Annotated in this window: 20 protein-coding genes and 1 other annotated feature; of the genes, 1 reads left to right on the top strand and 19 read right to left on the bottom strand. The window is 38.0% G+C overall.

From position 1 onward, the window contains the following. Window positions 1–5: 5 nt before the first annotated feature. From MKY76_RS09900 to MKY76_RS09870, 7 genes are all read right to left on the bottom strand, one after another. Window positions 6–614, bottom strand: coding sequence for a histidine phosphatase family protein (locus tag MKY76_RS09900; protein WP_313872036.1), 609 nt, complete (start codon window positions 612–614; stop codon window positions 6–8). Continuing rightward, the gene (locus tag MKY76_RS09895) at window positions 611–1,705 is read right to left on the bottom strand and encodes a threonine-phosphate decarboxylase (protein ID WP_342557739.1); all 1,095 of its coding nucleotides are present in this window, start codon (window positions 1,703–1,705) and stop codon (window positions 611–613) included. The genes MKY76_RS09900 and MKY76_RS09895 overlap by 4 nt, the downstream gene beginning before the upstream one ends. Further along, entirely contained in the window at window positions 1,692–2,648 is a 957-nt protein-coding gene (cbiB, locus tag MKY76_RS09890) for an adenosylcobinamide-phosphate synthase CbiB (protein ID WP_342557738.1), read from the bottom strand. The genes MKY76_RS09895 and cbiB overlap by 14 nt, the downstream gene beginning before the upstream one ends. Beyond that, window positions 2,645–3,328: an adenosylcobinamide amidohydrolase gene (locus tag MKY76_RS09885; protein ID WP_328025332.1), complete on the bottom strand. Its 684-nt coding sequence runs from the start codon at window positions 3,326–3,328 to the stop codon at window positions 2,645–2,647. Before MKY76_RS09885 ends, cbiB begins: the two co-directional genes overlap by 4 nt. Window positions 3,329–3,532: 204 nt before the next feature. Further along, the gene (locus MKY76_RS09880) at window positions 3,533–3,718 is read right to left on the bottom strand and encodes a hypothetical protein (protein ID WP_016994978.1); all 186 of its coding nucleotides are present in this window, start codon (window positions 3,716–3,718) and stop codon (window positions 3,533–3,535) included. Between the two features lie 104 nt (window positions 3,719–3,822). Beyond that, complete coding sequence (locus MKY76_RS09875) at window positions 3,823–5,181, bottom strand: aspartate kinase (RefSeq protein WP_342557737.1); 1,359 nt, start codon at window positions 5,179–5,181, stop codon at window positions 3,823–3,825. 463 nt (window positions 5,182–5,644) lie between these two features. After that, complete coding sequence (locus tag MKY76_RS09870; RefSeq protein WP_004228793.1) at window positions 5,645–6,397, bottom strand: glucose 1-dehydrogenase; 753 nt, start codon at window positions 6,395–6,397, stop codon at window positions 5,645–5,647. Window positions 6,398–6,599: 202 nt separating this feature from the next. On the opposite strand from MKY76_RS09870, the gene MKY76_RS09865 reads away from it, so the two are divergent. Continuing rightward, complete coding sequence (locus MKY76_RS09865) at window positions 6,600–7,211, top strand: TetR/AcrR family transcriptional regulator (RefSeq protein ID WP_342557736.1); 612 nt, start codon at window positions 6,600–6,602, stop codon at window positions 7,209–7,211. 80 nt (window positions 7,212–7,291) lie between these two features. Here the strand turns inward: MKY76_RS09865 and MKY76_RS09860 are convergent, their stop codons facing one another. The 12 genes from MKY76_RS09860 to MKY76_RS09805 all read right to left on the bottom strand — a co-directional run bounded on the left by MKY76_RS09860 (window position 7,292) and on the right by MKY76_RS09805 (window position 18,739). After that, window positions 7,292–8,137 carry a nucleotidyltransferase gene (locus tag MKY76_RS09860; protein WP_342557735.1) on the bottom strand — a complete coding sequence of 282 codons (846 nt, stop codon included), beginning with the start codon at window positions 8,135–8,137 and terminating at the stop codon, window positions 7,292–7,294. A gap of 107 nt (window positions 8,138–8,244) precedes the next feature. Continuing rightward, window positions 8,245–10,374: a DNA topoisomerase III gene (gene topB, locus MKY76_RS09855; RefSeq protein WP_326141666.1), complete on the bottom strand. Its 2,130-nt coding sequence runs from the start codon at window positions 10,372–10,374 to the stop codon at window positions 8,245–8,247. A 160-nt stretch (window positions 10,375–10,534) separates the two neighbouring features. Next, window positions 10,535–11,641 carry an alpha/beta hydrolase gene (locus MKY76_RS09850; protein WP_342557734.1) on the bottom strand — a complete coding sequence of 369 codons (1,107 nt, stop codon included), beginning with the start codon at window positions 11,639–11,641 and terminating at the stop codon, window positions 10,535–10,537. Between the two features lie 538 nt (window positions 11,642–12,179). Continuing rightward, window positions 12,180–13,004: a copper amine oxidase N-terminal domain-containing protein gene (locus tag MKY76_RS09845; protein WP_342557897.1), complete on the bottom strand. Its 825-nt coding sequence runs from the start codon at window positions 13,002–13,004 to the stop codon at window positions 12,180–12,182. Between the two features lie 219 nt (window positions 13,005–13,223). Further along, window positions 13,224–14,339 (bottom strand): hypothetical protein, encoded by a 1,116-nt coding sequence (locus MKY76_RS09840; protein WP_342557733.1) that lies wholly within the window; start codon window positions 14,337–14,339, stop codon window positions 13,224–13,226. Then, on the bottom strand, window positions 14,326–14,823 hold the full coding sequence (locus MKY76_RS09835) for a sigma-70 family RNA polymerase sigma factor (RefSeq protein ID WP_342557732.1): 498 nt from the start codon (window positions 14,821–14,823) through the stop codon (window positions 14,326–14,328). The genes MKY76_RS09840 and MKY76_RS09835 overlap by 14 nt, the downstream gene beginning before the upstream one ends. Before the next feature lie 243 nt (window positions 14,824–15,066). Continuing rightward, window positions 15,067–15,570 carry a hypothetical protein gene (locus MKY76_RS09830; RefSeq protein ID WP_281216584.1) on the bottom strand — a complete coding sequence of 168 codons (504 nt, stop codon included), beginning with the start codon at window positions 15,568–15,570 and terminating at the stop codon, window positions 15,067–15,069. Between the two features lie 138 nt (window positions 15,571–15,708). Then, on the bottom strand, window positions 15,709–16,215 hold the full coding sequence (locus MKY76_RS09825) for a GNAT family N-acetyltransferase (protein ID WP_342557731.1): 507 nt from the start codon (window positions 16,213–16,215) through the stop codon (window positions 15,709–15,711). Window positions 16,216–16,305: 90 nt separating this feature from the next. Next, on the bottom strand, window positions 16,306–16,536 hold the full coding sequence (locus MKY76_RS09820; protein WP_259949007.1) for a hypothetical protein: 231 nt from the start codon (window positions 16,534–16,536) through the stop codon (window positions 16,306–16,308). 525 nt (window positions 16,537–17,061) lie between these two features. Beyond that, window positions 17,062–17,211, bottom strand: coding sequence for a hypothetical protein (locus MKY76_RS09815; RefSeq protein WP_196333027.1), 150 nt, complete (start codon window positions 17,209–17,211; stop codon window positions 17,062–17,064). A 78-nt stretch (window positions 17,212–17,289) separates the two neighbouring features. Continuing rightward, window positions 17,290–17,538, bottom strand: a binding site (T-box leader). 140 nt (window positions 17,539–17,678) lie between these two features. Next, window positions 17,679–17,990 carry a hypothetical protein gene (locus MKY76_RS09810; RefSeq protein ID WP_115674031.1) on the bottom strand — a complete coding sequence of 104 codons (312 nt, stop codon included), beginning with the start codon at window positions 17,988–17,990 and terminating at the stop codon, window positions 17,679–17,681. Between the two features lie 155 nt (window positions 17,991–18,145). Then, the gene (locus MKY76_RS09805) at window positions 18,146–18,739 is read right to left on the bottom strand and encodes a VanZ family protein (RefSeq protein WP_342557730.1); all 594 of its coding nucleotides are present in this window, start codon (window positions 18,737–18,739) and stop codon (window positions 18,146–18,148) included. Window positions 18,740–18,828: the final 89 nt, after the last annotated feature.

Genomic DNA, 18,828 nt, shown 5'->3' with positions numbered 1-18,828 from the left:
ACCTCCTATTGTAAATGATGTAAATTACCAATATCCTTCACAAGCCATTGTTGACCTTGCCGTTCAATCACTGTCACACTTGTCCCATGAATGTATGGGGCTGCCCACAGCTCACTAATGCTGCGCTGTAAAATAGCATTGATAATGCATTTAATCGTTACAGCGTGGGAGACGATGAGGATCGTTTCATTGTGATGTTCGGCTGCTATTTTTTTTAATGTAAACATCGCTCTTTCTGTCACGGCTCCAAAGCTTTCTGTATGACTCGCCACAAACTGCGCAGGGTAGTTCGTATATAGCTCATAATCAAGCTTATGTGTCGCCAGTATATCGTCGATTGTCTGCCCCTGCCATTTCCCTAAATAGATCTCCCGTAAATCATCTTCATAGGCAATAGGCAGCTTGCGATTGGCCATCAAAATAGCCATCGTCTCTCTTGCACGACCACTTGAACTACAATAAGCAGCGGTAAAAGGAATCTGTTGCAGTTGCTTGTGAAGTTTTTCAGCCGCTGCTCTACCGTTTTCCGTTAATGGAGAATCCAGCCACCCCTGTAGTCGATGCTCCTGATTCCATTGTGTTTCCCCATGTCTTACTAGATAAAAAGTTGTCACTTTTCTCTCCCCTTATTTAGGTTAAACCACGTTTGTAGACAATTATGTAAAGATGTCATGGCTGCAATGTCTTTTATGCCAATACGGAACCACTCACCCTGCAAGCCTTGAAAGTTTTTTGTGTGACGCAGCACAACCCCCTGTGCAAGACAATAGGTGAAAAAGGCGTCCGCTTGCTGTGTTTTCGGTAAGGAGAAGCACACATAATTCGTCACACTATTCGTTACTTGGCAGCCATTGTCCTGTAAGTAACGATGCAGCCATTCCCTTTGCGCAGCGGCATAGGTAATTGCCTGCTGACAATAGTGCTGCTCGTCTAAACAGCTTGCCCCAATTACAAGCGCAAAGGCATTTAAATTCCAATGCGGTAGCATTTCTTTTAAGGCGCTCACAATTGTAGCATGCGCAACCAAATACCCAAGTCGTAAACCTGGAATCGCATACATTTTAGTCATCGAACGAACGACAATAACATGTGGGTTTTGTGCACTAAATTGAATCAGCGAATGCGCCTCATCTACCCAATCCATAAATGCCTCATCGATAACAAGCTCACAATTAACGATTGCTCCGTGTGCGATTAAGGCGAGTAAATCTTCCTTATTTGGCAGTACGCCAGTCGGATTATTAGGTGTACAAAGATATACAGCATCTGCCGTCATCATTTCCTGCTGTAGCTGCTCTAATGGCAATGTGTAATTGATAAAATCTGTCACGACAATAGGAACGATCGTAGCACCTGTAGCACGCAATGTTCGCTCATACTCTGAAAAAGTTGGATGCACAATGATGACACGCTTATTGGTATAGCGTCTTGCTAGTACACTAAAAAGCTCTGAAGCCCCATTGCCTAGTAAAATCGTATTCTTTGCTACTTGATGAAAAGCAGCAACCTTCGTTAAAAAAGGCTCCCCATCTGGATCTGGATAGCGCTGAATTAGTGGATAAAAAGTACGCCAACGTGCCTCCACAAAGGCTGGTGGTCCTGCCGCATTGACATTTTCGCTGAAATCATACACCACCTCAGGCATCGTTAAGCCTAATTGCTGATAAACATTTTGCGGATTTGCTCCGTGATTAGGTAACCGCATAAATTAACACCTCCACTGCTAACATAACAAGCGCAAACAGCACTGTGGCAATACGCATATGAATAATGGACGTTGCAATTTGCTCTTTCGTTAATGGCACTAATTTTTCCCCCATAATTGCTCGATGAGAGACAACGCCCTGATACGTATTTTTCCCTCCTAGCTGTACACCAAGCTGCACTGCAGTCGCTGCCTCTAAATAGCCACTATTTGGACTAGGATGCTTCTTAGCGTCCTGTACCCAACGCTTTAAGCGCTTGCCAAGCGAACGATCTGTTTCATTTTTCGTACCAAGCACGATCAGTAAGCCTGTAATGCGACTTGGAATAAAATTCAGGACATCATCAAGCTTGGCTGAAAACATACCAAAGTCTTTATATTTTTCATTTTTATAGCCCACCATCGAATCTAAGGTATTGACAGCCTTATAGCCCCATAAACCAATTGCCCCAAATAGAAAGGCATAAAAGAGTGGAGCTGTCACACCATCACTTGTATTCTCAGAAACCGTTTCTACCACACCACGCACAATTTCATCCTCACCTAGTTTATCGGTATCACGTCCGACAATCCAAGACAGCTTAACACGTGCTTCGGAAAAATCCCCTTTGACAAGCGGCTCATAGACAGCCATCGCCGCCTCCTTCAAGCTCCGCTGTGCCAGTCCGATACCAATCAGCAGACCCTCTACAAGGATGCCAAAAATGATACTCACCTGATAGCTTAGTAATAGAATTAGCGTCACCACAAACATGGTCGTGCCAACAACAGCAAGTGCCATCACTGTCCCACGTAGCTTGCGCCATTTGCCCTTATTCCATAAAGCTGTTTGCGATTGAATCAAGTGTCCAATCCAGCGTACAGGATGAGGAAGCTTCGGAGGGTCCCCTACTACTAAATCAAAAATAAGCCCTATGATGCAGGCAATCACGATAGCAATCATTTAGACCTCTCCTCTTTATCTTTTTTGTATTTTCTAACCGCCTCACACATCGTTTCATAAACACCATAGCCAATGACCTTACCAAGCATAGTGATGGGACCTGCATATTGATGGAAGTCCCCTTCTTCTGTCGAGGCAATAAGCAAGCTATCAGTAGATGTACCTGTAGCTAGCGTGCCTGTCGTAGGATCCGTAACACCTTCATCTACTAAAGCCTTGACCTTGGCTTCCGTAGTTGAAATCATTGCCTGAAAAAGTGCCTCATCAGACAGCTTGCCATTGATCAGCACCCAAGTATTAATGGTGCCTGCATGGTACTGCTCCTCTCGTTGAAAAGCACGGGTAATATCCACCGCATTGCCAAGCCCTGCGGTAATCATAATGACAAGGTGGATTCCCTCATATGTAAAGTCACGAATAGTCGCAAACTTGGCTTGGACAGCCGTCATCATAGCCACTGTATTGTCATACGGGAAATGCTGTGCCTGCAAAAATTGCAGCAATTCCTGATGTGGCTGTCGTTCATCATAGGTAATAGGCACCGTTCGATTCATCAGATGCGTATAATGACCAAAGCCTGGGTTATGCATGGCTGAGGATACAACCTTCATGGCTGAAGCTGTTTGAAGGGCAACATAATCGTCAAAAATATGAATGCAATCCTTAGTAAGTATAGGCAATCAATCGCCTCCTCGCGATAAAGTTATGACGGAACATAAAAAAACAAATTCTTACAAAGAAGAATTTGTACGGTCGATTCTTTATTAAAATTTGAACCTTCTGAACATTTGTACAGAATAACAACTTCATAATACTCAAATTATTTATTTTCTTTGAAATTGTATCATAACTTTGGCTATTGTCACAATTCCATTTTCAAAGTGTTATTGTTGCTTTTGTTTGAGATTCTTAAAGCGGATGACAGAACCGATGATAATAAAGACCCACCCAATGCCTATGTAAACAATTTTCATTGTTTTTGTCGATGACGGTAAAATATCCATAATCGTTAAACAGACAAAAAGTATCCCGATGATTGAAAAAAGCATACCAATTGTTAAATTCTTCACGAATAACCCTCCCAACTATGTACGCCCTCGATTTTACCGTATTCTCAGCAAAAAGAAAACACTAATCCAAGCAAGAAACACTTGGATTAGTGACGATTGTGTCATTATGCTTTTGCATGGGCAAAAAACTCTTCATATAACGCTTGTAAAATGCGGTTTTCATATTCCTGAAGGACACCAAACACGAGGCTCACTTCAGAAGAACCTTGATTGATCATTTCAATATTTGCGCCAGTTTTTGAAATCGCTGTGGCAGCACGGGCAGCTAATCCTGTGTTATGACGCATCCCTTCGCCCACAATCACGATCATGGAAAAACCGTGACGCATTTCTACATACTCTGCATGTAGCTCTTCTTTCACACGACTAAGAATGCGTGCTTCATTTTCTGGTGTTAGTTGATTCGAACGCATGATGACAGAAATATCGTCTAAACCAGATGGTGTGTGTTCATAAGAAATATTTTCATCTTCTAAAATTTGGAGTAGCTTACGTCCAAAGCCTACCTCACGATTCATCAAATATTTAGAGACATATAAAGTTGAAAAGCCACTGTCTGCCGAAATACCTGTAACTGGACGACCTGTTGCAGGACGGCTTGGTACAATACGTGTACCTGGGGCTGATGGATTATTTGTATTTTTTATGTTAACGGGCACCCCAATCTTGTAGACAGGCATTAACGCTTCATCATGGAACACTGAAAAGCCTGCATATGATAATTCGCGCATTTCGCGATACGTAATTTCTTTAATTTCCACTGGATCGTTGACGACTTTCGGATTCGCGGAGAACACACAATCCACATCCGTAAAGTTTTCATACAGCTCCGCTTCAACGGCTGCTGCTAAAATAGAGCCTGTAATATCAGAGCCACCGCGGTCAAATGTTCGCAATACGCCCGCTTTAGTGTAACCGAAGAACCCTGGGAACACAATAATTTCTTTTGTGTCTTTTAAAGGGGCTAAATTAGCATACGCTTCAGGTAATGCAAAGGTTCTTTCTGGTAAATCATTGACCACTAAACCTTCTTTAGGACTGACATAGCGTGCGGGCATACCAATGGCATTAAAGTAAGCTGCAATAAGCTTGGCGTTATTATCTTCACCTGCTGCTTTAATACTATCGTTGAATAATTCCACATTTGTTTTGTCACCTTGTACACGTTCACGTAAATCTTCTGCGATTACGTCACAAATGGCATTATCTAGCCCCAAACCATCAGCAATCGCTCTAAAACGATCCACAACAGTTTGCAATTTTTCCTCTGTATTCTCTTGTAGTAACGCTGCATTTGCTAATTGTATTAATAGGTCAGTTACTTTTATATCGTCACCAGAACGTTTCCCTGGTGCTGAAACGGCAACAATCTTACGCGCCGGATTAGATTTTACAATGTTTGCTACTTTTTGTATTTGTTCTGCACTTGCTACAGATGTTCCACCAAATTTACACACGATCATATCTATCAAATCCTAACTTTTTCAAATTAATTGTATTCCTCCACAAAACAATTGACTGTACACAGTGTACAAATTATCGTTTCCTACGTCAATACAATTTAAAAAATTCACGCAATTTTTCGAGAAATATGGACAATTTTCGTACTGTTTGATTTATTATACGGATTTCACATGAAATAGTTAAGGTTTTTGTGAATTTTTTTTCGTGACGTTGACATAATCGTGAAATTTTCGGTTTTGACTTTCTTCTATATAAATGAAGAAAACGCTTACTCCATTTATGATATGCACAAATATCCACTATGTCTGTGCTATTTTTGTATGTATCAAGGATTCCTTCAGCAAGGCTTTTTCTTTTATTTATAAGGTTTTTCGCTCGTTCCTGAGGCCTTTATGGAGTGACTGTGGATATAAAAAACTAGGCTCACGTCGAGTGATGCCTAGTTTTGATTTTGCTATTGGATTAAATGGCTGTCCAGCCGCCATCGATTACGAGCTCTGCGCCTGTCATAAAGCGGGATTCGTCTGACGCTAAGAACACTACGCCATAAGCTACATCTTCAGGTTCACCGAAGTATGGTAATTGCGTGTAAGCTTGATAGTATGGCAATGCACCGCCCTCTTCCATCGTAGGCGCTGTCATTGGTGTTACAATAATGCCTGGATGAACAGAATTCACACGAATTTTATCTTTACCATATTCAATCGCAGCCGATTTAGAAAGCACACGAAGCGCTCCTTTTGCTGCTGTATAAGGGCTTGTACCAGCCATTCCCACGATTCCACCGATCGAAGAAATATTGATAATTGAACCACCGCCAGCTTTTTGCATTTCAGGAATCACATATTTCATGCCAATGATACAACCATTCAGGTTAATATCCATAATTTTATTCCATTCAGCCATTTCCATGTTGGCAATTGTTTTAGGTGATGAAACGCCCGCATTGTTGACGAGGATATCCACTTTGCCATATGCCTTTACAGCCTCGGCAATCACTGCTTTCCACTCATCCTCAGAAGTAACATTATGTTGAAGACCAATAATGTCCCCACCATTTTCTTTAATTTCTTTTACTAAATTATTCAGGGGCTCGATTTGTACATCTGTTGCAATGACCTTTGCGCCTTCTTGTGCAAATAGTTTTGCCTCAGAAGCGCCCATTCCCATTGCTGCTCCTGTAATAATTGCTACTTTCCCATTTAAACGACCCATCATAAAACTCCCTTTCTTCTATATAAATGAACAATTCGTGAACACGTTAACAACTAGTTGTATTATCGACACTGTGTCGTTAATATAATTATAACGCGCAATTGAAAAAGGGCAAACAACACCAAAGCCCATAATGATGCTTTCACAACACTTGCAATCGGACTGTTGCTTAAATAGAAAATTTAATACAAGGAGCTTCAAAATGTCGAAAAAAATGGACCCTCGCGTCATCAGAACGCGCCAATTATTAAGTGATGCACTAGTGGCATTAATTGATGAACAAGGCTATGAAAAGATTACGGTACAAGATATTACACAACGAGCTACATTAAACCGTGCCACTTTTTATTTACATTACCGTGATAAATTAGACCTTCTCTATCAAAGCTCAGAAGAAGCCTTGCATGAGCTTGTAAGTAGTATTCATCCACCCTTCGAAGAGAAGAAGGATTTTGATTTATTACCAAATTATGACCAGCCACATGAGACATTTATGCATTTATTTGAACAAATAGCGCTGAATAGTAAGCTATACAAGGTCTATCTCACAGAAAAAAATATCCCTTATTTCTCCGATGGCCTTAAAGACATTATTATCAATTTTGTCTCGAGCGGCATTCAAATGATGGAGCCTGACGACCAAAAGCTGACCGTGCCGCGCGAAATGGCCGTCCGTTTTTATGCAGCCGCCTTTCTTGAAGTAATCGTCTGGTGGTTAGAAAATGATATGCCCTATACCCCCAAATTTATGGCGACCCAGTTAATGCGTATTACCATTAAAGGCCCTTATATTGACAACCCTTTTGAAAGATAAAGCAGAACACCAAATTTCAATCAACAACAAAAGGTAATCACAACGCAAATGTGATTACCTTTCTCTATTTGTCTCGAAAGTTATACGATTTTCATGTTTAATTCTCTAGTAGGGTTATAGAATTGTAACCATTTCTCCGCTTCACTGATCATCCACGTTCCAAATTCATTTAAAAACAATAACAAAACGTTCGTATCGATTATGGGTGTTATTGCATATTCAAGTGCCCTTCTCATGTCGCTTTCCTTGTCAGGGAAATATTCTGAGAACCGTTTATAGGCGGGGTATAAATCCCTTGTATAGGTGTTTTCCTTTGTTATGACAAGTGCAAGCCCTGCTCTTACTATAATTTTCATAATCCACTTACAACAATCTTTAATATCCTCTCTATCCGAATTATCTTGAAGGTCATCACAGGCATTTTTTATTTGCCCCTGCAAATGAATAAGGTGGTCATTCGCTAAAGCCTTGTTCGCTTTATATCTTGGTAATCGAGGTATTAAATCCTCTCCAAAGACACATATACTATGGGTTTGGAGGATGAAACTAATGATTGAAAAAGATGTCGTATTTAAAATATCTTCTTTGCCGAATACACTTAGCTCAATCCCATCTACACAATGATGGTTTTGAGTTAACGCTTGCTCTACTTCTTTTATCCGCTTTACCTGCTGTTTTTTAGGATTTTGCTTCGTGACCGCTATTGTGTCTAAGTCAGCTACTCCTTCAATACCTATACCCTTTGGAATCGATCCCCTTATATAAATGCTATGTAAGTCATCTTGGAGAAGGGTGCGATAGGTATGAACCACATCGTTGATGACAGCAAGAAAAATAGGGTTGATTTTATTCCAATCTGCTTGATTAATAATGTATCCATCACTATCTGTCAGACATAAGCTGCCAATTTCTTTTATAGTCGTCATTACATCTCTCCTTTTAGGTGACTGAGTTACTTAAAAATAGGATAGCATGTCCTATAAAAACACACTATCCTACTTTCATGTTGGAAGTCCTTTGAAACTATCAGCATTTACTTTTCTTTAAATTCAAATTCAATTTTTCCTTCTACCAAACGTAGGGCTGCATTAAATTGTTTGCCATTCTTTGATTTAAAGCCCTTCATCATAGCAGTTTTCCCACTCTTACATAAATCATGGATGTTTTTTTCCGTTAGTTTTTTTCCTAATAGCCTTTGTGGGAACGTTTGCTTACAACCATTTTTATAATTCGAACATCCGTAAAAGCTTTTACGCAAGCCTATTTTCCCTTCCTTGCATGCTGGGCACATGGCAATATCTTTGACCACAGCTGGTTTAAACTGCTCTGCTTCAATTGTCAGTGACTCTAACTGTTTAGGCACCTCTGCTATTAGTTGATGAATAAACTTGCCTATGCTCTCAATAAAATGCTTGGCAGAGCCTTCCCCATGGCCAATTTTATGTAAGTAAATTTCCCATTTGGCCGTCATGGAAGGACTTGACAGTAATGTTCCTTCAATTGCCTGACATAAAAGCTGTCCTTTCGGTGTAATGCTCACGATATTTTTTCGTACTTCAATAAATCCATGCTTCTTAATCGTCTCGATAATGCCACTTCGAGTTGCTTCCGTCCCAATCCCTTCAATCGATTTCAGCACCTCGATTTCCTCTTCATCCTCAACCGATTTACCACAGGTTTTCATCATCGTAATGAGTTGACCTTCTGTATAGGGCTTCGGAGGTGTTGTCGTGCCTTCTAGTATAGCAATCTTACTTTGTACCAGCTCATCTTGGAAGACAACAGGTAAAGACTCCTCACGCGCCTGCACCTCTGTCTCATTTGAAAATAATTCTTTCCAGCCTTTGACAAGCTCTGTTTTCCCTACTGTTTTAAACTCTACATTTTTGACATTCGTGATAATCGTTTTTTCATCGTATTCATAATCCTGATGAAACATAGCGAGTGTCGTATTGAGGATTTCAAAATAAATATTTCGTTCATCCGCATTCATGGATTGCAACGCTTTGGCGGTCGGTATTTTTTTCGTTGGAATTATCGCATAGTGCTCCCCAACATTGGCACTGTCGACATAGCGCTTGTTCTTCCCTCTATTGATTGGCTGAAATGCTTTTCCCACGAGCTGCTGATAGTTTCCTAATGATTCATTTAAATAAGCAAACTCATTATGTGTAATGAGCTGTGAATCGGTACGTGGGTAAGAAACGAGCTTTTTCTCATAAAGTGATTGCGTAAGTTTCAACACATGTGATGGACTGTATTTCCAACGTTTATTGGCAGCCGCTTGTAAAGTTGATAGCGCATGTAGTTTAGGTGGTGCCATCCGCTTCGTTTTGTTCGTGACACTTGTAATGAGACCTGTATCATTCGGTTCAATCCCATGCTGTTGCAATAACTGCACTGCCTCAGCCCGCTCTTTTGTCTTTAGCTTCGCCTTCCCTTTATATACACCATTTTGAGCTTTAAATACCCCTTCGATTTCATAAAATTTTTCAGGCTTGAACTGTTCAATTTCCTGCTGTCTTTTATAAATTAAATAGACGGTTGGCGATTGTACTCGTCCGATGGAGATACTGCCCTTGAAGCCCTTTTTCTGCAACAGTAGCGTATAGAGGCGACTACAGTTCATACCTACTAGCCAATCGCTAATTTGACGCGTTTTGGCTTCTTGGTACATAAGCAAATCACGCTCATTACCTTGCATATGATTAAAACCTTTTCGGATTTCCTCCACTTCTAATGAATTGATCCATAATCGTTTAACTGGCTTATTTACTTTTGTCATTTTCAAAAGGGAGTAGAAGATATTTGAACCCTCACGTTCACTATCACAGCAGTTATAAATCATTGTTACTTGGGGATCACTAAAGATTTTTTTGACTGCATTGAATTGTGGATACATTTTAGAGACCACTTTATCTTCAAATTTTTGCGGAATGATCGGTAATGAAGCAAGCGACCACTTCTCCCATTCCTTTTGATATTCTTTCGGCTCCTTTAATTCAACAAGATGACCAACCGCCCAGGTAATAACTGCACCATGAGGAAAAGTAGCACAAGGTTCCAGTTCAATAAAGGTTTTCTCTTTTTGCTTCACTTTAAAGGCGTCTGCATATGCTCTTGCTTGAGATGGTTTCTCTGCTAATATAGCAATTTTCCCCATTAATCATCACATCTTCTTTACAATATTTTAGTAGCTTTTCTATAAAAACATAAAACTCAACTAATCAGATTAGTTGAGTTGATGGTGAAATACCTTACTACTATTTTACTTTAAACCATATAAAATAGCACTTACTAAAATCTTTGACCTCTTAAGCAAATTATAAAGAAGCAAAAATTTTCTTTACCCATTCAAGATACGCTCGCATATAGTATTCCTGCTTAAAGCCATGATTCTGGTCCTCTGCTACTAACACAGTCACATCCGCGTCTGCGTTTCGTGCAGATTGGATATACTCCTGTGGACCTTTTACCCCGATTGCTAAATCCTTTGTCCCATAAGCTATAAACTGAGGTATATGAGCTGTTCTGAAATGCGTAGATAAATCTGTCTGCTGCAAGAGCTCTTCACGTTTTTCTGGATTTCTGACATCTTCATCATTAAAAGAAGCAAAGAGCATGGGCACATTATAGCGATACGTCAATGCAGGGTAAATCATAGCAGCGGATGCTACTTGATCATCAACAGCATCAATGGCATCAGGCTGATAACTAGCAGGAAACAGTTTTTCTCCCTGAATGAGGTTAATAAAGCTACCCGTTTGATAGCCTCCAGCACTAAAACCTATTAAACCAATTCGATCTGGATGGAGACCATAATCATTGGCATGATAACGTAGAAATCGGACGGCACGCTGAACATCTAGCTGTGGAATAGGCCACTCATAGGGATTGGAACGATAGTGGAGAACGAATGCATTAATACCTGCTTTATTTAATGATGCAGCTACTTCCTTTCCTTCCGCTGTTCCTCCATCCATTTCCTTAAAGCCATAACCACCACCTGGCATAATAATGACGGCACTGTCACTGTTCGCTACCGTATAAGGAATCAGATAGGGCTTATCTTCATAGGTTGATTTTTCATAGCCCCCTTCAATTTCATAGACATAGGTAAAGGTATCAATGGCCGCTTCATTGTCTTTATAGTCTTCTCCCACAATGCCAGTGGAAAATTTGAATGTCGCCAAAAGTCTGTTAGGATTGCCCTTAATATTCATATCGTCAAGCTTACTTCCCGAATGATTACCTGCCACTTCTTCTCCCCAAATCTCCACCTTGTCTTCAATATCCGCAACTGGCTTGCCTGGTTTATTTCCTAACGGATTAATCACAAGAATAGCGTATCCAATCCCCATAAACAAAGTCAGTATAACTAGAAGGATTCCTGCCATCTTGGCTATTTTCTTCACTATCCTCATCATCATAACCCCCATTAAATTTACTTATGTATCGTTTACTATTTATTATCTCGGGTAAAGGATTATTAACCTTTAGCTCATTCTTTAGCAAATAACGATTGAAGATCTTGTATAGCATCATTACAAAGTTTTTATTCTTTCATTTTCTAAAGGTTTAAAATGACCCTTTAGAGGAAGCATGACGCATTCCTTACTAAAGAAATGTCTGAAGACCACAAATTTTTTAAAAACTGCATACGTACCTTGTAATGACGTAAACTATAAAAACACAACAATAATTCTTTCGGAATATGAGGTAGGTATTGTAAAAAAGAAGGAGGGATACGATGTTTGATGAAGCTGCATATTTTATTTTTAGAGCACTGTTAATTTTAACTGTTTTGGTTGTTGTGGTTGGAATCCCACTTGGTGAAACCCTGATTAGAAAAAAATAAAACTGCATCTAAATGGATGCAGTTTTTGATTTTTATCCTACTTTGTGTCGATAATATTGGAATTGGTGAATTAGTGACCATATAGAACCCCGTTTATACTATCATCCACCTTATGGAACTGTATTACTCATAACCGTCACAAAGCCGTTCAACGAGGCTGTATCAATTAATTGAAGTATTCCCAGTCTTGCGGTATCACTGTAGACATACCAATGATTTGCAGTAGTATCATGCACCAAAACTCCGCCCAAGTCCCCCGTGGAAAAATAAATATCAAACCGTTTGATACTGTTCGAGTCTTGGTCTAAAAAATCAAATTGCGCATTTTTATCATAGTCTCCTACTGGAATGGGATGAGAATCCCAAGGATTATAAGTAGGTGCTTCGATTTTACTTCCATTATTTTTTATAAAAGTATTATAAATAGCTTCGTTATAACCATTCCCATTGATTTGCTGTACGACTCCGCCTAATGTCATATGATATTCGTATTGCAATGCTTTTACTTTTATACCATCAATAAAGAGAGGCTGTGTCTCAACCGTTACTGTACCGTTTTTGTAAGTGATATTGCTGCCAAATGTTTCGGCAAGAAAACGCATCGGAACAAAAGTACGATTATTCTTCATATATGGCTCTACATCAAGCAGTTCTGTTTTACCGTTTTTCACCACTTGATTACGATTAAGTTTTAGTGTTACCTGTATATCGTTTTTAGTAAGTGTGATTTGGGCATCCGTCCATACAACATTTACCCCTAAATTTTCACTAATTACACGTAAAGGAACCATTGTCCGATTACTTTTAACTTCTGGATTTACATCAGATGCAATTGTAACACCGTCAACTTTTATTTGAAAATCGGCTGCATATGCCGGTGACGAAGTCATGATTAGAATCAACCCAAGAAAAATTCCTGAGAACACTTTTTTCAACATTGAACACTCCTTTTCTTAAAACTCACTATTCTCCCCAAAAATACATTCCACTAAATATTTTACCATAAAAATCCACCTATATCGTTAAACTATCCTGCTCTTTATTCAATCTACATGACCTATAAAAGAAGACGCGTTTCGAAATAAACGCGTCCGATTGTTAGATAAAGATACTGATGAAAATTATCAACTAGAATTGATGTCCTTTCTAAAAACCTAATAAATTCCCCTACTAAAGGCTGGCTGCCAAATTCCTTGGGCATTTTTCTCCATACCTAGCTCTGTTGGTCCTTCAAGTGAAATAAATTTTACAACACCTGTTGTATCTGTTTGTTGCTCAAACTCCGCATGTTCTAGCCCAGCAAAGAGGTTTGCAATAATAAGGCGATTTATTTCCTTTGTAAACAACTCCTGACGTACGATTTTCGTTTTCTCATAATATCTTCGAACACTTTCTGTTTCTTCGTTCTTATTTGTTGTAAACAATGCTTCATATGTTTCATAATCTTTTTCAATATCACTCAATAAAAACATTTTAGTAATCGCTTGGGGTATCATATTTTTTAACTTTTCAATATTATAATCCGCTTTAAAGGCATCAAAAACTTGCTGCTCCTGTTCAGACAATTCAAATGTTAGCTCAAAATTTTGGAAGCCTACGACCTTACCGACTAATTGCCCCTCACTAATTTTCATAATCGTATGGCCTTCGTCACTGTCATAAACAACCATTTCTTTTTCTTTCGCAGAAATCGATTTGTCATTGAATGGCGCTGGTCTTGTTCCAAAGTTATGAAAAAAGTAAGGGTTTTTCAATGGGTCATTGATATCCTCTTTTTTTATTTGCTCATTTAATCCATGTACTTTTAATGGGGTATCCTCTACTAAAATTTGCCCTTGCTTCATTGTTACATGATCATTCCCTAATCCTAATACAGTTGAAACGACAAGCCCATCCGTGCCATAAAAAGCAATATAATCTCCATACGTAATGGGGGCTTCCTTATCGATAATCATTGGTAAAAAATGCAGCATCCATTGTTTTCCAAGTAGATGGGCATATTTAGGTTGAATGATGTCTAACGAAGAAACATCATCGACAATCGGTAGTAGCTCATTTTGCTGACTTGCGGTTTGTAGGTTATTCTTTTGAGAAAACTCAACGAATAGCATTAACCCAATAATGAAACAAGCTGCAATAGATACGGTGACAACCTGCCAGTTAAACTTTCTTTTTATGGGTTTCTTTTGCAATATACGTTGCTTGATGTCGTTTGTAAATGGGGCATCTTGTCGCAATTCTTCTTTTAGCTTGTCTTTAAATTCCTTCATAAAATATTGCCTCCAGTTCCGGATTTGTTTTCAACAATTCTCTCGCTCGACGAATCCTTGTACGAACGGTGTTTTGTGAGACGTTTAATAAACTAGCAATTTCAGAAACATCAAATTCTTCATAATAAAACAGTACAATGACTTCCCTATAATGAAGTGGTAATGCAAAGACAATTTGCTTTAAAGTTGCAAAATCTTCAGTTGCTATATATGTTTGCTCTACGGAGGGTTCAGTTCTACCTAGTGGTAAAAGCTTTGAAATAAATGATTTTCTCTTTTGTTTATGTAGTTCATCGTGACAGCAATTAATAGCGATACGGGTTAAATACGTTTTCAATGAAGCATCTTTTCTAAAATCGTCTTTATGTAATAAGTACTTCATGAGTACGTCCTGTGTAATCTCCTCTGCAAGCTGAAAATCCTTCATATATAAATAGCTAAGATGATACAAATATTCACCATATTGTTCTACGATTTGTTCCAACAACAACTCACCTCGTTTCAATCCTACTACTTAGACGCTCGTTTTCTAAAAAATTGTTCAATCTCCTGGAAATATTTTAGAGTAGCCTTTTTATCAAGATTGCAGTAGTATGCAATGCACTTCTAGATGATGCAACAGTACCTATGTATTAGATGGGCTTACTGATAATGGCCCTTTTCATGAAGAAAGACGCTTTCCTATTATTTCAGAAAAGCGTCCGAGAAGATCGTTATTCAACTTTACCTATAGTTCGTTCAAGAAGGACTGTTCTTTTTTCGATTTGTTAAATAAATCTACTCTTTCTTTTATACTTTCGTTCTTACTAGTATCCCACCATTCAACGACCACATAAATCTCATGTATATCTTTCAGTGTAATAAAGTCACCATTTTTATTGATGTATGGCCCTGCAATAGCACCAGTTGTATATTCTGCTATATTCGTCTCACCAGTAACTGAATCAGTATGAACGACTGAATCATCATTCTCGATAACCACATGCGTTTCAAAGTGGAAGAAATCTGTCATATACGTATTGACGTTTTTCATTTTTAAGGTCCCAAATCCTGCTTTAAAGTCTTCTGGTGTTATAACAATTTCATACCCAGTTAGATTCCAGCTTTCACTTTCACCCATCAATAATAAATAATAAGTATTACCACTTTTTTGAGCATTGCAGCCAGATAGTACAAAGAACGACAACATCAAATAAATGCAAGGTACTAAACCTTTTATATATTTCTTCATTCAATCCCCCTTATAACATTCCTTCTATAAAATAAATATCTAATTCCCAAAAAGAATGCTATTCAACTCTTTAAAGAAAAAGACACGTTCCTATATTAACGCGCCCTTTTCTGGAATAAAAAATGAGTTACTAACTATTCATAAACTTTTGTAGGCAACTTGAACGATTTGTTGTTCACCATTCTTCTCAAAAATCTTATAATTTTTCATCCCGATTTTTTCCGCAACTTTTTGGGATGGGATATTTTTTAAGGTCGTGTATGAAAATATTTCAGAATAGCCCAGAACATTCCATGCATATTCCTTACAAGCAGATGCCGCTTCTGTCGCATACCCCTTATTCCAATACGCTTTAATAATGTGAAAACCGATTTCAGGTAACCATACACCGTCAATGTTTTGCATGGTTATTCCACAATCACCGATAAATCGATCCCCTTCTTTTAAAACAACTGCCCATAGTCCGTGATTATATTGCTTATAATTTTTCTCATTCCATCTGATCCAATTTTTAACCTCTTCTTGATTAAAGGGATGAGGGTAATATTGCATAGATTCGGGGTCGGAAAGCACTTTTGATAATTCATGATGATCGTCCATTTTTAACGCTCTAAGGTATAATCGTTCCGTCTCGATTATCTTCAAAATACCCACCCTTTGCTTTTAATATATTTTGCTACAATATTTCATTTAGAAATGTGCAGTACCTGTTTTTACCCATTTGAAGCCAAAAAGTTACCCAAAGTAATGATGGACACACCAAACAACAAGAAACAGACTTACTATCCCCCAAGCAGTGGTACTCCATATCCACCAAACTACAGATCTTGCTTTTGATGAATTTCCCTCTTCTTCCATATTCAATTTTATAAAAGCGACCTTACTTTCCATACCTTTTTTCATAGAAGCGAGCACAACAAATCCAATTATTATGAAACCAATAGTTACCAAAAGTAGTAGGTCCACCTTTACACTCCCTTTATAGAATTGAATTTCACCGCAATTTATTATAATAATTAGATTCTACAAAGATAACAATATACCTTGTGTTAATTCAAGTGCGTTTAAGTATATCATGTATTAAAATGCTGAAACTTAAAGTGCCAGAAGCTTTGTTTGGAAACTTTACTTAAAAGAATGTTATTCAACAATTGGACCCAATGTTAAGATAAACACGCAAATGTAAGATGTATTGCTTTACTCAACAATATGACCCTTAAATGAAAAAGAGCAAAATAGATGGCCCTATCCCTCACTTTGCCTACTCTATCCATCACTTTTCACCTTGTATCCGCTACTTTTCATGTTTTAACCACTACTTCAGAGCCTATCCCTCACTTTGCCTGCTCTATCCATCACTTTTCACGTTGTATCCGCTACTTTTCATGTTTTAACCGCCTTTTTAGAACCTATCCCTCACTTTACCTGCTCTATCCATCACTTTTCACGTTGTATCCGCTACTTTTCATGTTTTAACCGCTACTTTAGAGCCTATTCCTCACTTTGCCTGCTCTGCCATTTGAGTGGTTGAACTAGAGTCATAAAATAAACCGACCCAATGGATCCGCCAAGTGCAATTAATTGCATGTGACGCGTACTTAATTCCCGCTTTAGTTGTGAATCTTGATGATTATCTTTCATAATGCTTACTCCTCATACGTTTAGATTTTCAAATACTTGTTCAAAAAAGGAATAAAAAAAACGCCCTTTTGGATTAACCAAAAGGACGATTCAACTCGTGTTACCACCTTATTTATAAGCAATTCACATTACTTACCTTAAGAAGTACGGTCATTTGACGATACTCTCGCACATGATTACGGGTGCTTACCGGCGTAGCCTACTTAGAATAATCTTTTCGGTACATAGCTCCAAGATGAATTCTCACTCGTTTTACATGCACCTCTCATCAACCGGTAGCTTTCTGTTCGTAAAAATAATTGATACTATTTTTTTCATAGCCTTTGTTCTAGCCATCTCACGAGAAAGAGTAGATTTTCGCTAAATAAAGCGCCCGATTGTAAAAGGCCCAAAAATTACCATTCGCTTCATTACACTCTCTGAAAACCAAAAATATATTTCAATCATACGAACAGGCAACGAATATCTTACTTTTTGTTCTTTTGATATACAATAAAAGTAAGGCCATTTAATAGCAATGTAAAAATGAGAAGAACTGCTGTGGCTATCACGACTGCACGTGTCGTGTCCATGAGTGCCGTCCAATCCTCAATTTTTACTAAATGATAATTATAAAACATCTGAAAACTAATTGAAATAGCGCAGGCACTGATGCTGAGAACGGCAAGGATACCCCAATTAGAATGTTCATGTTTTTTATTTCCCATTAGATAAATAATCGGAAGTATCCAAGCGATTATTCCTAGTAAGAGACTGCCAATATTAAGCCAACCAATCATAACGAATCCCTCTTTCTATTTGTATTGCCGTTTAACAATACTTAACGGTAAATTGTAGGAAAGGTTTCAAATAACTGTATTATTCAACAATATCGACCTTTAAAAGAAAAAGACACGTTTATAAATAAACGCGCCCAATTGCCGAAAACTATTATTCAATTAAAACTACCATTATAAACTTTATCTTTTCGCTTCATTTGTATATGCGTAAATATTTTCACTATTAATATACCAATTATTCCACCAAGTATATTACATAACAAGTAGATAGCATCTATAGCACCAATGTTCCTAGGAACTAAACTAAACGACCCTAATAGTAGACGTAAAAGCTCTGTACCTAAACAACACAATATCACTAGAAAAATGGCTTTATTTCTATTTTTAAAATGGAAAAGAACGCATAAAAATATCCCTAAAGGAAGTAATAATAAAAAATTATAAACTATAGATGAATAGCTCCACAAATACATATTGAAGTGGATACTATCAAAAATTCCAAACCAATCATTAGCTGTAATAAAACGTCTACTCTTGTCTGCTGGATTTAGAGGTAAAAGTGTTATTCCCCCTACTTTAATTTGAAGTAAACATAGTAAATAGAAGAGAAAGCTGTATAAAGTAACACGTCTTTGATTATTCTTGATTTCTTTTCTAAAGTAATCAAGAAATACATCTATAAAAATATAGACCAACAACACTAAAAATCCGAAAGGAACAATATTATATAGAACATAGTTTGTATGCAAGTAAACACCTCCCAAATTTTGTAACAACTATCATTTTACTTATTTTAACAATGTTAGTCAAATAGTGTTCTTCCACTACCATTTTTTCA

This window comes from Lysinibacillus sp. FSL P4-0201, assembly GCF_038593425.1.
Classification (GTDB): Bacteria; Bacillota; Bacilli; order Bacillales_A; family Planococcaceae; genus Lysinibacillus; species Lysinibacillus capsici.
The sequence above is the reverse complement of the archived record's forward strand: the minus strand, read 5'-3'. Positions and strand labels throughout refer to the sequence as shown.